We start from the raw sequence: 14,420 nt of genomic DNA, 5'->3' as shown, positions 1-14,420 counted from the left end.
GGACAGTCCTTGCAGCTGTTCGCTATGCGGCGCTTACTTTTTCGTCGCCTTTTGCTCCGCTATGCCTTTATTGATCAATTCCTCGGCGTTTCGCAGCGCCGTATTGACGTCTACCTCTATGCCGTCGGTAAACATTTTTTGTACCTCGGCAATCATGATCGCCTGCGCCTTCGTGAAATTGACGAGTCCCGGCGCTCTTGCCGGCGGCTCGGAGGCAGGCTTGTTGTAGAAAAACGAGGTGACGTGTTTGCCTTTGTAGTTGAGGCCGTCTTGTTGAAACACCGTCTTCATTTCGTCGGAAATTTTCGCAAGCGATGGCGCGTAACCTTTGCGCGACAGCTTGAGTTGCGCCTCGTCCGACGTAATAAATGCGCTGACGTTCATCGCCGCTTCTTTGTTTTTGCTCGTATTCGTTATAAAGAAGAACCGCGCGCTTCCCCACAGATTGCCGTTCGGCTTTTCCTTAAAGGTAGGAACGGAGACGATATCCCAGTCGAACGTCTTGAACTGATCCGGCTGGCCGAATATTTGCATGCCCGACGTCCCCGTCGCGAACACCTTGAGATCCTCTTCCGTATAGCCGGTCTTGCTGTCGAACTTGAGCCCCGGAAGCTTGTAGAAGCGGACAAAGCCGTTAATAAGCGTTTTCCACTGATCGGTGTTGACCGCCGCCTTGTCTTCCTTCGCATCGAGATACGGGAGCGAAAACTGGTTGAACTCCATAAACATCTGATGCCAGCGCTCGCTGTAGCCGCGGTATTGAATGCCGCCTTCGTTTCTGGTCAGCTTCTTAGCGATTTCATACGTATCGTCCCACGTCATGCCATCTTTCGGATACGCGACGCCGAACTTGTCGAACAGCGTTTTATTGTAATGGAGCGCGAACGCCGGACCGTTAATCGGAATGCCGATGATTTTCCCGTTCGTGTAATATTTCATCTGGTCCAAATAGGCCGGCTCGATACGGGAGAGATCGAATTTGCTCGTTTTGACCAGGTCGCTAATGTCCTGATCGATTCCGAATTCCTGAAGCGATAACGGGATGGTCCCTTTCGTGCCGACGATAATGTCCGGCACATTGCCCGCAGCCAGCAAATCCCCTATTTTATTGGACGACTCCACGCCGATCAAGGTATAATTCGGGAACTTTTCCTTGATGAGCGGAGCGTACACCTCATCCAGCTCTTTTTTGGTCATCGAGCCTAAATAAATGGAAAGCTCAGCCGGTTTTTGCGTGTCCGGCGTTTGCTGAACCGCTTTCCCGTCCGTTTTGTTGTCCGTACCGGGGCTGGCCGTACTGCCTCCGCCCCCGCCGCACGCGGTCAAAGCAACTGTTATCGCGGATAAAAGCGCTAGCGTATACGTCGTTTTTTTCTTCATCGCAATGATTCCCCCATGACTTTAATATTTGCTAACATTGCAAGTATAAGTTGTATTCGCTTTCAGGGTATAGGGAGTTTGATTGCAAAACTTAGTAATTTCATGCTGAAAGTTGTCCGGCGTAAAAAGATCACCTTCGCCTGATCCGCACGGATGGACGCCGGGTGTGTGTTCAACTTCTGAACCGTTTAAAGGCTCCCCAGGCTGCGTTTGGCAGCTCCAAGGAGCCTTCCTTACAAGTTTTCAAGTTTTCGTGCCAGCCTTGATTATCTCAGCCTTGCCGGATCTAACGCAGGAACGAGACCTTCCTCCGCTGCCCTGACAAGCAGCGCCTCCACCGCAGCGTACCCGCTCTCGCCCAGATCCGCCGTAAATTCGTTCACGTACAGGTCAATATGGGCTTGCGCCACGCTCGCATCCATCTCCTGGGCGTAGCGCAGCACATAGTCCCGCGACGCCTCCGGGTTCGCCCAGGCGTACTCGACCGAGCGGCGAATCCATCCCGCAATCGAGTCCGTATCGAGCGTCCGGCGGGCGATGATCGCGCCAAGAGGAATCGGCAGTCCCGTATCTTCCTCCCACCAGCTTCCCATATCCGCCAGCATCGTCAGCCCGTAGTTCGGGTACGTGAACCGGGCTTCGTGGATCACAAGCCCGGCATCGATCCGTCCGTCGCGAACGGCCGGCATAATTTCGTGGAACGGCATCACGACGATCTCGCCCACGCCTCCCGGAACGTTCCGGGCCGCCCACAGCCGGAACAGCAGGTATGCGGTGGAACGTTCACTCGGAACGGCTACACGACGGCCGGACAGAACAGCCGGACCGGCAGCGGCAGCATCTGCGCTTGCCGTCAGCACGAGCGGGCCGCAGCCTCGTCCGAGCGCGCCGCCGCAAGGCAGCAGCCTGTAATCGGACAGCACCCACGGGAGCGCCGCGTACGAGATTTTCAGCACGTCCGGGCCGGAGCCGCTCGCCGCCAGGCCGTTCGTAATATCGATATCGGCATAAGTCACTTCCAGCTCCGGCGCGCCTGCGACAAGCCCGTGCGCCCAGGCGTGGAAGACAAACGTATCGTTCGGACAAGGGGAATAAGCGATCTTCATGAAAGCACCTCCGTTAATACGCTAAAAGCCTTTTCCAGCGATTGCAAAGCTTCCGGAATGCGCCAGGCGGCACGGTCGCGAGGACCTACCGCATTCGATATGGCGCGAATTTCAAGCGCGGGAACATTGCGCAGCTTGGCCGCCGTCGCTACGCCAAACCCTTCCATCCCTTCGGCCGCCGCTCCCTTCACTCGTGCCGCCAGTGCGGATGCGGAAGCTGCGCTCCCCGTCGCGGTGCAGACGGTCAACACAGGACCGACGCATGCCCGCTGCCCGGCGGCAAGCAGCGCCTCGCACCAGCTTGCAGCTATTGCATGGTCGGCCGGTATCCTCGCAGAACCGAAGCCTAGCTCGTCTACGCTTATAAAACCTTCCGCCGATTCGGCGCCCAAATCGGCCGCAATCATTTCGCTGGCAAGCACCAGCGAGCCGATACCCGCTACTTCGGCAAAGCCGCCGCCGATACCGGCGCTTATGACAAGGTCGTAATCGCCGACCGCAAGCGCCAACGCCGTATTCGCTGCCGCGGACGCCGGTCCGACGTCCGCAAGCCGGACCTCAAATCGGCCGTCGCCTCCCAGCCCGCGGAGTACCGCAGCGCGCTCGACTTCAACGGCCGTCATGACGAGCACTTTTTTTACTTGTATGTTTCCCATAACTAATTTCCCTTCTGGAAGAAAAACGATTCTATCTACCATATTAAATGATTATGCCGCCAAGAGAAAGCTTTGCTCCCGCAAGTAACCGTACCGGCTTTGTATGCCCATGCCGCTTTGTTAATACTCCGCTAACAATCGTCCAGTATGCTGGATAACGGGACACCGACCCAAGTACGTCCTTAATGAAGGAGGAATCGGCTTTTGACGCAGGATCTGCAGCACTACTGGGGACCAAACAAAAGAATTGCCGCCGTACGCAAGCCGGAAGATCTGCGAGCGGCTTTAAGCATCGAATGGCCGGTCGTGTTTTTGCTGATCGGCGATCTGTTTACTGCCGACCAATACGTATCGGAAGCGAAACGGGCAGGCAAAAAAGTATTTCTGCATGTCGATTTCATCGCAGGACTGGGCGGCGATCCGATCGTGATCAAATATATCGCGGAACGGGTAAAACCGACGGGTATCATTTCCACGAAAAGCCATTTTGTAAAACATGCGAAAAAAAACGGATTGCTCGCCATCCAAAGACTATTTATCATTGACACCTCGGCACTCGATCAAGGCATCCACAATATAAGGCAAAGCGAACCCGATGCCATCGAGATTATGCCCGGTCTGCTTTCGCGGGTCATTACCGAGCTGCGCGACAGCATCCCGACGCCCGTCATCGCGGGAGGGCTGATCAAGACGCAGGCCGAGATCGAAACGGCGCTGCAGGCGGGAGCGGCAGCCGTATCGATGGGCGACCGGCGGTTATGGAGTTAAAGCCGACCCCTTGTTTACAATTCCTTTATCCCCCGTTGATGCGGGCATAACAAATGATCGTTAAAGTGTACCTTGAGATGGGCAACCGAATAGCCGAGGGTACGAGACGAGGAGAATACCCTTTTATGCATTGAGTGACGGAAGGGCCATGATAGCGGCGCGCCGCTTCCTTTGTCGATGCGTAAAAGGGTTTTTTGTCGTTTTTTTGCCGCTTGGCCGGTCCATCAACGGAAGGATGGGTATGATGAAAAAAACTGCGAAGCTGCTGTCCCTGATTGTGACCGCCTCCATCTTCGGCGGTCTGCTGCCTGCACATCCGTTTTCCCCGCAGGCAACCGCTGCGGAAGCCGGCCGGAAATCGCTTGAGGTAAGGAAAACGCTGAATGCGCCGGTTATCGACGGCATGCTGGACGACTCCGTCTGGACTATCGACCAGCCGCTCAACGCCGAAATCGGAACGGGTCCCTTCCAGCCGTCCAAGTTCGGACTGCTTTGGGATAACCAGTATTTGTACGTCGGCGTGAAGGTGGAAGACAATACGCCGATCCATGACGGTTCGGGGTATTGGTTTGACCAGGACAATATCAATCTGTTTTTCGATCCTGCGCAGCATCAATCTGCTCCATTTGCGATTAACGACATGCAAGCCGGTTTCGTATACAAGCCGGATACGGCAACTCCCGAATTTCATTTCGGAGCGGCGCTGAACAATCATAGCGGCAAGGACGAGAAAAATATATTAAGATCGATCCGGAAGACGGACACCGGATGGTCGCTCGAGGCTGCCATTCCATGGGACATGCTGGGCTTCGACCCGAACCTCAAAAAACAGTTCGGCTTCGAAATCGGGGTTACGGACCGGTACGGTGCCGATCCCGCCAAGCAGCGGTCCAGCTTCTGGAGCGCTTATAATGAAACGTCGTTTTGGAACAATACGGCCGGATACGGAACGCTCGTTCTAAACGAGGGTAACCCGGCTCCGGGTCCGACGAATCCGGTGCTTCTGGAACAAAACTTCGACGGTATTCCGAGCGGGACGCTGCCGTTCGGCTGGATATCCGACGTTAATGCCGGCAGCAATCCGTTCACCGTCGTCAAAGACACGTACGGCAACGGCAGATTGGCGTTCGACGGCAAAGCGGCGGGCAAGCAAGCCCGCGCCACCGCACCGGTCCAATGGGACAATTACACGATCGAAGCGGATGTGCGCTTCGATGATGTGCTCGATTCCGGCAGATGGGCGTCCCTCCTATTCCGCGGGGCGGCTGACGGAAAAAATCCGTACAATCAGATGGCCATTCGGCAAAGAGGCACTTATGAAGTCGCGTACCGGAAGCCGGACAACAACTGGTCCGTCATGACGAGCGGCGAATGGCGCCCGCTCGCCTTAAACGCCGATTATACGATGAAAGTACGCGTGTTCGACAATAACGTGAAAGAATACATCAAGGCGAAAAACGACCCGGCTTATACGCTTCTGACGGACAAAAGCTTCCCCAAAGATTTGCTGGAGCGCGGCAAAATCGGATTCCAGGGCGATCAAAGCAAGCTGTCGTTCGACAACTTGAAAGTGACCCGGATTACAGCCGACCGGCTCGACTTGAATGTCCCTTTTTCACTCGAGGCGTTGACCGGACCGATCGGCGTGACGGCCAGCGTCTACTATTCCGACGGAATCACGGAGCCTGCCGCGGCGGACCGGATCAAGCTGTACTCGTCGGACGAGAGCGTCTTGAAAGTGATCGGCAACCAGCTTTATCCGATCAAGCCGGGCAGTGCGTCAATCAAGGCTGTATTTGCCAATGCGGAATCTTCACGCACCGTCGCTGTTACACCTTCGTCAACGGGAGCCAAAGTGCTTAAGCTTGAACATGAGAAAGGATATGCGCTGGCTGAGGCAGGGACTCCGGTCGATTTGAGCTCCATCACATTCCGGACGGAACGGAGCGATTTCACAACGGGTACGATCGCAGGCGACAAGTTGACGTGGAGCGCGGACAGCGGAGCCGTCACAATCGCAAACGGCAAAATGAACGTTATGCAAAAAGGCGTCCATACCGTAACCGCCAAGGTCGATAATGCGTCTGCGACACTGCTTGTCGTTGCGAAAAACCCGGGAGACGCCGAATATGTGCTGTATGAGGAGAACTTCGACTCTGTTGCCGAAGGCTCGCTGCCGAAAGGATGGACTCGAAAGGAAGGAACTTCGCCGGGTGCCGCCGCAGTTCGATCCGGCGCTTTTGAAATAGCGGCGACCGCTTCTCCGGATAACCCATCACGCGTGCTCTTGCCCGATTATTTGGGACTATTCGGCGATTATAAAATCGAAGCCGACGTGACTCATCTGGCCGCAAACGACAATGCAAGATGGCACTCGATCATGTACCGGATCCAAAATAACGACTACCCTTACTACCAGATGGCTGTCCGCAAAGACGCTACCGTAGCGAACGGCGTCGAATTCGCGGAAAGAACGCCGGCGAACGGCTGGAACGTTATCGATAAAGGGCCTTATAGCGAACCGATCGATGCTTCGAAAATGTACCACTACACGGTAGTAGCACACGGCAATCGCGTACAAGAATGGATCGGAGACAAACTCGTCATCGATACCGACGCGGCTGGGGCATACGTCAAGGGCCCTATCGGCTTGCAGTCAAACGGCAGCAAAATGAGGGCGGACAATATCCGCGTCACCTTGCAGCAAACTCCGCTGCCGCCGATGCCGGCCGACAGGTTCGTGAACGTTTACGAGCCGGAGACGAAAATCTCGATGGCGCCGTCCGTCGTAACCGAGCTCCGCAGCGCAAGCCAGCTTGCCGGCTTGACCGGGCAGCAGCTTCCCGCAACCGTCATATTGCACGTGAACGACGATCTGAACATTACCGAGCCGGCCGGCAAAAAAACGATCGGAACGGTGCAATCGGCATTCGATTCGATCGGAACGAGTACCATCCCCGCCTTCTACGTAAAAAGCGAACTGGCGGCCGATAAGCTGGCTCAGTATTTGCTGGCGAAAGGCATCGAAGACGCCTTCGTCGTCGCCGACAAAGGGGAATTGATCAAGCGGGCACGCGCTATTCATCCGATGCTTCGAGGCATACTTGATTACAGCAACAAGCCCGTAACGAAGGCGAACCTGCTCGATATTCGCCGGGAGACGACGACCGGCGCGGCCAAAATCGCCATATTGCCCGAATCGGCGGCTACGCCCGAAAACGTCTCTTACCTGCAGCAGCGCGCAATCGTCGTTTGGACGAAGGAAACGGCCAAGGCAAAAGACAAAAACGTCGCCATCCATAAGCTGATTACGGCGGGAACGAACGGGATCGTAACGGATTCGCCGGCGGTCGCGCTGGATGCCCTGAAGCTGTATTCCAATACGACGACGCTCGTCCGCAAGCCTTTCGTGATCGGTCACCGGGGCATGCCTTCCAAATCGCCCGAGAACACGATCGAGAGCAACCTGATGGCTTACGAGAACGGCGCGGATTTCATCGAGAACGATATGTACGTGACGAAGGACGACCGCATCGTCATCATCCATGACTCGGTGCTGCAAAATACGACGAACGGCTCCGGCCCGGTCGAAAGCTTCACGCTCGACGAGATCAAAAAACTCAACGCGAACAAACCGTATCCCAACGGCTTCCCCGACGTCAAAGTACCGACTTTCGACGAGCAGCTTGATCTGGCGCGGGAAAAAGGCATTATGGTATATGCGGAAATCAAAACGAGCACGCCGAGAGCCGTCGACGTTATCGTGGACTTAATTAAAGAGAAAAAAGCCGAAGACCTGGTCAACATCATGTCGTTCGATGCGGCGCAATTGAAGCGGTTCGCCGAGAAAATGCCGGAAGTTCCGCTCGGCCTGCTGGTCGGCAGCCCCGGCTCCGATACGGACAAAAACGTTAACAAATCGCTGCGAGATACGCTCCGGACGATTCAAAGCCAAAACGTCACCTATAACGCCGGCTACTACAACATGGGACAAAACTATATGGAGGCGGCGAAGCATCGCGGCATCGTCATTTCGCCTTGGACGATCAACAACAAAGCCGATTTCACGTCCTTCTTCCTCCGCGGCGCGTTCGGCATCACGACCGACTACGCCTACTATGCAGCCGATTGGAACGCTTCGCTCAAGGCGGAAAAAGACGAATACGTCTTGCCCAAAAACAAAAGCGTGACGCTAACGGCAACCGCGGAAACGTTCAAACGAACGAAATTGACGGTTACGCCGGACATCGTCTGGCTGGACGGCGAAGAGCTGTTCGAAACCGAAGGCAACAAAATTACGCCGAAAAATCCGGGGACGGCGCATATCATGCTCCGGTATACGACTGTAATCGACGACGCCAACCGGTACGATCTGTACACGCAGCCGATTTCGATCAAGGTAGTCGGCAACGGCTATGGCAATGGCAACGGCAACGATAACTAAAACGACTGAGAGACGTTTCGTTCTCGTTTACATTTTCTTCATTCCGGTTTAATCCTATCGTAACAATCGGCCGGTATAGTAAATCTCGTAACAATACAATTGCATATGTCAGGGTACGAGACGAGGAGAATACCCTTTATTCATCGGAAGGCAGCGGCTTCATGCTTATTTGGGGCACGCGCCTACTCCGGTGGATAAAGGGTTATTTACGTTTTCGGAAGAAAGGAGCTGCACGCGACTTGCCGGATGTAGTCAGCTATGACGGTTATTTTTTTGATTTGGACGGAACAGTGTTCCTGGGGGACCGACTGCTTCCCGGCGTCAAAGAGACGATTGACCTATTGCGGACGAAAGGAAAAAAAATTCTTTTCTTAAGCAACACGACTATACGAACTCGCCGGGAATGCCAAATCCGCCTGCAAAAGCTCGGTTTGCAAGCCCGGCTGGATGAAATCGTAACGGCCGCCTTCGCCGCAGCTGTTTATATGCGCGAACAACAGCCTGATCCGACGGTACTTGTCGTCGGGGAACCGGCTTTAGCCAGCGAGCTGGACGAGCAGGGGGTCCGCATGACTACCCGTCCGGAGCAAACGACGCACGTGCTCGTAGGCATGGATATGAAATTCGACTACGCCAAGCTGCATCGGGCGATGAAAGCCGTCCGCGGAGGGGCGGAACTGATCGCGGCCAACCCGGACCCGAATTGCCCGGTCGCCGGCGACATCATACCCGATACTTGGGCGATGGTGAAAGCGATCGAAGCGGCCAGCGGCGTAGCCCCGTCCGCTATCGTCGGCAAGCCTTCGCAGTTTTACGCCTCGAAAGTTCTGGAGTGGTGCGGGCTTCGCGGCGAGCATTGCCTCATGATCGGCGACAGGCTGGAAACCGATATTTTATTCGGGCATACCGGCGGCATGCGCACCGCCCTTGTAATGACGGGCGTCACCACGAAGCGCGAAGCCGAGCTGTCCCCCATCCGACCGGACTACGTTTGGCATTCCATGGAGCGCTTCGTCGAACTTGCCCGGGCTTTATGAGAAAGGCTATCGAATTAACCGCCGCTTCACATTGCCGTTATCGCCGCTTTACACGAGTCAGGTACAGTAAACAAATAAACGGTTAAAAGGAGACTTTCACATGCGTTCCTTCTCGGCAAAACTGATATGCACCGCTTTATGCTTAACTACGATGGCGGCTTGCGCCAAACCGGCCGCGAACGGCTCGACCGCTCCGCAAACGGGAGCCGCTGCGGAATCGTCCGCCAAAGGCGGAGACAAAGTCGAACTGACTTTTTATTACCCGATCGCCGTCGGCGGACCTTTGACCGAGACAATTGAAGGCATGGCCAAGGAATTTACGAAGCTTCATCCCAATATTACCGTCAAGCCCGTTTACACGGGCAGCTATGCGGATACGACCGTCAAGACGCAGGCGGGCGTACAGAGCAAAACTCCTCCCGATGTAGCGGTTCTGCTCTCGACCGAGTTGTTCAGCCTGATGGATATGAACGCGATTATTCCGCTTGACGAGTTCATCGCCAAAGAAGGCGGCGACAGCTATTTGTCCGACTTCTATCCGGCATTCATGGCCAACTCGCAAACCGGCGGCAAAACATACAGCATTCCGTTCCAGCGCAGCACGATTGTTTTGTATTACAACAAGCAAATGTTTAAAGCCGCCGGACTCGATCCGGAGAAAGCGCCGCAAACGTGGGCGGAGCTGCGCGATCATGCGAAAAAGCTGACCAAAGACGGCACTTGGGGACTGGAAATACCCGTCTCCGGCTTCGCCTACTGGATGCTGCAAACGTTCGCCCTGCAAAACGGCAAAAACTTGATGACTCAGGACGGCAAAAAAGTAATGTTCGATACGCCGGAAAATGTCGAAGGGCTGCAATATTGGTCCGATCTGGCGATGAAGGACAAAGTGATGCCGCAAGGCGTAACCGAATGGGGAACCGTTCCTTCCGACTTCCTTGAAGGGAAGACGGCGATGATGTACCATACGACCGGCAACTTGTCCAACGTGAAGAAAAACGCCAAATTCGATTTCGGCGTCGGTTTTCTGCCCAAAAACAAAAGCTTCGGCAGCCCGACCGGCGGCGGCAACTTTTATATTTTCAAAGACATCGAAAAGAAAAAGCAGGAAGCGGCTTGGCAATTTGTCAAATTCATGACGGAAGCCGAGCGTGCCGCGCAGTGGAGCATCGATACCGGCTATGTGGCGGTCAAAAAATCGGCTTATGAAACCGAGCGGATGAAAAAGTACGCCGCCGACTTCCCGCAGGCGCTCGTCGCCCGCGATCAGCTTCAATATGCCGCGGCCGAGCTGTCCACCCATAACAACGGAAAAGTGACGAAAGCGATCAGCGATCAAGTTCAGGCGGTGCTAACAGGCGGCGCATCCCCGGCCGAAGCTCTTAAAAAAGCGCAGGAAGAAGCCGACAAGGCGCTCGCGGCTTTTAATAAGTAACGAAGGCTTGCCGGTTTCCGGGGAGACCGCTGCGGTGAAAGTAAACCGGACGCGCTGCAGCGGGACTCCCCTTTATTCTCTAGTTCAAGACGATTTAGGAGGTTCCCTTTTGGGCATCAAATCGATTTCACGCTGGAAAACGGACGCTTTTGCCTGGCTGCTGCTTCTGCCCTCCCTGCTTTTCCTGCTCCTGTTTACGTTTTATCCGATTGCGAAGACGATCCGGCTCAGCTTTTACCAGGCCGATTTGGCCTCGCCCGAGCCGATCTTCGTCGGACTTGGCAATTACTCCGCCCTGTTCGCTGACGAAGTGTTTGCCAAGGTCATGACCAACAACTTGTTTTTTGCGCTCGGCACCGTACCGACATCGATGGCGCTTGCCATGCTGATGGCCATTTTCGCCAATAAAGCGATGCGCGGGACGAGTTTGATGCGGACGGCGTTTTTTTACCCGACGATGATTCCGATGATTGCGGTAGCCAACATCTGGCTATTCATTTATACGCCCAAGTACGGCTTGCTGAGTAGAGCGATGACGAGTCTCGGCATGGGCGAGATCCATTGGCTGGGCTCTCCGGACTACGTCATGTGGGCGATGATCGCGATGATGATCTGGAAGGAAGCCGGCTATTTCATGATCTTTTATTTGGCCGGTCTGCAGAACATATCTCCCGATCTGTACGAATCGGCGCAAGTGGACGGCGTCGGCCGATGGACGGTGTTTCGCAAGATTACGTTTCCCCTGCTTATGCCGACTACGCTGTTCGTATCGATCGTCGCGCTGACGAATTCATTCAAGCTGGTCGACCACCTGCTCGTCATGACGAAAGGCGGACCGAACAACTCGAGCAATCTACTCCTGTATTACATTTACGAAACGGCTTTCGGCTTTTGGGATCAAGGGATGGCCTCCACGCTGACCGTGGTGATGATCGCGGTTTTGCTGCTGTTCGCGGCGCTCAATTTCTTCGGACTCGATAAAAAAATCCATTACAATTGACCGTTAGCCCGTGAGACGGAAAGGAAAGGACATCATATGCGGTTTAAAAAGTTGAAGCTGGGCCGGTTGCTGCTTCTGGCGCTCGCCGCGCTATGGCTTATCCCGCTGCTTTGGGTGGCGGTTACGGCCTTCCGGCCTAAGCAGGTCGCGCTGTCGTCATCGTTCTCGCTCGATTTTACGCTCGACAATTTCGCTGCCGTATGGGCGGCTGCGCCGTTCGCGCAATATTACGTCAATACGATTTTGATCGTCGTCGGCGTGCTCGCCGCCCAGATCCTCACCGCAACGATGGCTGCGTTCGCGTTCGCCCGCGTGGAGTTTCGCGCCAAAAACGTCCTGTTTCTGCTGTTTCTCGTCCAAATCATGATACCGCCGGACGTACTCATCTTCCCCAATTACAGCATCCTCAAGGAGCTATCTCTGCTAGACACGAAGCTTGGCATCATGATGCCTTATTTCGCGTCGGCGTTCGGCATATTCCTGCTGCGGCAAATGTTTAAGACCATCCCGAGGGAACTCGACGAAGCCGCTTGCGTCGAAGGGTATTCCAAGTGGCAAATATTATGGAACATCTACTTTCCGCTTGCCCGTCCGTCCTACATCGCTTTCGGTCTCGTATCCGTCTGCTACCAATGGAATAATTTCCTATGGCCACTTATCGTTACCAATTCTGTAGAAAACCGTCCGCTGACAGTAGGTCTGGCTATCTTCGCCCAGTCGTTCGAAATCGGCGCGCAATGGACGGAAGTGAGCGCAGCTACGCTGCTCGTTATCGTGCCGCTGACGGTCGCGTTCATCCTATTTCAGCGGCAGTTCATGAACAGCTTTATCCATTCCGGAATCAAATGACTTCATTTTCTCAAAGCGGCCGGAACTGTCCGCCGCTTTTCTTCGCCCATATTCGGTTTCCGATAGCGGAAACAGGAAATAATTACTTGACTAAGCAAACGACGTTCATTTATACTGGCAATACGCTTAATTTCCGATTGTATGGATCGGAAAGCGGGGGAACCAAGTTTTTGGGGCGAGTCGCGCGATCTACGGATCGCCGTAGGGAACCATCTTTCCCGAGTCCGTCAGCTAACCTCGTCAGCAGCAGATGGGTCAATTCGTCATTTTTTCGTCGTTATGACCCGTGACAGGGTCTTTTTGCGTTCTTATGCGATATCCACAGACCCTGTTTTCAGAGGATTTTTTCCTTTGATCCGGGTCTTTTCGTTTTGTCTCGATATCCTTTAAATGGATATTTTGTAAATGGATATAAATCATTCTGGCTTGCGGGAGGAATAACGCTTTACCCCCTGACTCGGCCGTAACCGCTTAGATCGGTTCGGCTGGTCCGGGGATCACATAGATCCAATAACACGATACGGGAGGAATGCGCATGCCTCAGCCAAAGTACATTACGGATATTGGAAAGATCAGCCGTATACCGGAGAAGGAAAGGGAGAAGCTCAAGGCGATAACGGAGAAATTCGTCTTTCGGGTCAACGATTATTACTTAAACCTGATCGATTGGGACGATCCTCATGATCCGATCCGCAAGCTGGTCATTCCGAACGAAGGCGAGCTGATGGAATACGGGCGCTGGGATGCGTCGGACGAGGACACGAATTATGTCGTTCCCGGCTGTCAGCACAAGTACAAGACGACCGCTCTCTTGATCGTCTCGGAAGTATGCGGCGCTTACTGCCGCTACTGCTTCCGCAAGCGCCTGTTCCGCAACGACGTGAAGGAAGCGATGTCCGACGTGGAACCGGGACTCACCTATATCGCGAAACATCCGGAAATTAACAATGTGCTGCTGACCGGCGGCGACAGCCTTATTCTGGCAACTCCCAAGCTGCGATCGATATTCGAGCGGCTGCGTGCTATGGATCATGTGAAAATAATACGGCTCGGCTCGAAGCTCCCTGTGTTTAACCCGATGCGCATCTACGAGGACAAGGAGCTCCTTGCCGCCATCCGCGAATTTTCCGACGCCGAGCGGCGCATTTACGTAATGGCGCATATTAACCACCCGCGCGAAATCACCCCGGAAGCGAAGCGCGGCTTCGAAGCGCTGCATGACGCCGGCGCCATCGTCGTTAACCAGACGCCCGTCCTGAAGGGCATCAACGACGATCCGGCCGTGCTCGGCGAGCTGCTCGACCGGCTGTCGTGGGCGGGCGTTACGCCCTATTACTTCTTCATCAACCGCCCCGTCGCCGGCAACCGCGATTTCGTATTATCGCTGGAGGAGGCGTACCGGGTCGTCGAGATGGCGAAATCGCGCACATCCGGGCTCGGCAAGCGGATTCGGCTGTCGATGAGCCATACGTCGGGCAAAATCGAAATACTGGCGATCGAAGACGGCAAAGCCTACTTGAAATACCATCAATCGCGCGACGGGGAATACGGCAAGTTTATGGTGCTGGACTGCCCGGAGGATGCCGCCTGGTTCGACGATTTGCCTGGCAGCGAGAAGCTGTGGGTAAAGCCGAACAAAAAAACGGCCGAAGTCGTGTCCGTCAACGAGATGCCGGATATGCCCCGGCAGCGCAAACGGTCGATCGGCGGATAATTCCCCTGAAGTTAAGCGCCCGGCGGGGCGA

Annotated in this window: 10 protein-coding genes and 1 riboswitch; of the genes, 7 read left to right on the top strand and 3 right to left on the bottom strand. The window is 54.8% G+C overall.

Features of this window, described 5'->3' with window-relative positions; genetic code table 11:
- Positions 1-33 precede the first annotated feature (33 nt).
- The 3 genes from D7M11_RS30725 to D7M11_RS30715 all read right to left on the bottom strand — a co-directional run bounded on the left by D7M11_RS30725 (position 34) and on the right by D7M11_RS30715 (position 3,142).
- Positions 34-1,380 (bottom strand): ABC transporter substrate-binding protein, encoded by a 1,347-nt coding sequence (locus D7M11_RS30725; protein WP_120751105.1) that lies wholly within the window; start codon positions 1,378-1,380, stop codon positions 34-36.
- A gap of 266 nt (positions 1,381-1,646) precedes the next feature.
- Complete coding sequence (locus D7M11_RS30720; protein ID WP_120751104.1) at positions 1,647-2,486, bottom strand: 1,4-dihydroxy-6-naphtoate synthase; 840 nt, start codon at positions 2,484-2,486, stop codon at positions 1,647-1,649.
- Positions 2,483-3,142 carry a futalosine hydrolase gene (locus tag D7M11_RS30715; RefSeq protein WP_120751103.1) on the bottom strand — a complete coding sequence of 220 codons (660 nt, stop codon included), beginning with the start codon at positions 3,140-3,142 and terminating at the stop codon, positions 2,483-2,485. The genes D7M11_RS30720 and D7M11_RS30715 overlap by 4 nt, the downstream gene beginning before the upstream one ends.
- Positions 3,143-3,346: 204 nt before the next feature.
- Here D7M11_RS30715 and D7M11_RS30710 point away from each other — a divergent pair, with 204 nt between their 5' ends.
- The 7 genes from D7M11_RS30710 to D7M11_RS30680 all read left to right on the top strand — a co-directional run bounded on the left by D7M11_RS30710 (position 3,347) and on the right by D7M11_RS30680 (position 14,389).
- Complete coding sequence (locus tag D7M11_RS30710; protein ID WP_240041383.1) at positions 3,347-3,910, top strand: glycerol-3-phosphate responsive antiterminator; 564 nt, start codon at positions 3,347-3,349, stop codon at positions 3,908-3,910.
- A 241-nt stretch (positions 3,911-4,151) separates the two neighbouring features.
- Positions 4,152-8,354 (top strand): glycerophosphodiester phosphodiesterase family protein, encoded by a 4,203-nt coding sequence (locus D7M11_RS30705; RefSeq protein WP_240041382.1) that lies wholly within the window; start codon positions 4,152-4,154, stop codon positions 8,352-8,354.
- A 239-nt stretch (positions 8,355-8,593) separates the two neighbouring features.
- A complete protein-coding gene (locus tag D7M11_RS30700; RefSeq protein WP_240041381.1) occupies positions 8,594-9,391 on the top strand; it encodes an HAD-IIA family hydrolase in 798 nt (265 codons plus the stop codon).
- A gap of 151 nt (positions 9,392-9,542) precedes the next feature.
- The gene (locus D7M11_RS30695) at positions 9,543-10,826 is read left to right on the top strand and encodes an ABC transporter substrate-binding protein (protein ID WP_240041380.1); all 1,284 of its coding nucleotides are present in this window, start codon (positions 9,543-9,545) and stop codon (positions 10,824-10,826) included.
- Positions 10,827-10,941: 115 nt separating this feature from the next.
- Positions 10,942-11,826 carry a carbohydrate ABC transporter permease gene (locus D7M11_RS30690; RefSeq protein WP_420818453.1) on the top strand — a complete coding sequence of 295 codons (885 nt, stop codon included), beginning with the start codon at positions 10,942-10,944 and terminating at the stop codon, positions 11,824-11,826.
- A 36-nt stretch (positions 11,827-11,862) separates the two neighbouring features.
- Entirely contained in the window at positions 11,863-12,675 is an 813-nt protein-coding gene (locus tag D7M11_RS30685) for a carbohydrate ABC transporter permease (protein WP_120751099.1), read from the top strand.
- A gap of 113 nt (positions 12,676-12,788) precedes the next feature.
- Positions 12,789-12,936, top strand: a riboswitch (cyclic di-AMP (ydaO/yuaA leader).
- Positions 12,937-13,210: 274 nt separating this feature from the next.
- Positions 13,211-14,389: a KamA family radical SAM protein gene (locus tag D7M11_RS30680; RefSeq protein WP_120751098.1), complete on the top strand. Its 1,179-nt coding sequence runs from the start codon at positions 13,211-13,213 to the stop codon at positions 14,387-14,389.
- The last annotated feature ends 31 nt before the right edge of the window (positions 14,390-14,420 follow it).

The sequence above is a fragment of the Paenibacillus ginsengarvi genome, assembly GCF_003626695.1.
Lineage (GTDB): Bacteria > Bacillota > Bacilli > Paenibacillales > NBRC-103111 > Paenibacillus_AB > Paenibacillus_AB ginsengarvi.
The sequence above is the reverse complement of the archived record's forward strand: the minus strand, read 5'-3'. Positions and strand labels throughout refer to the sequence as shown.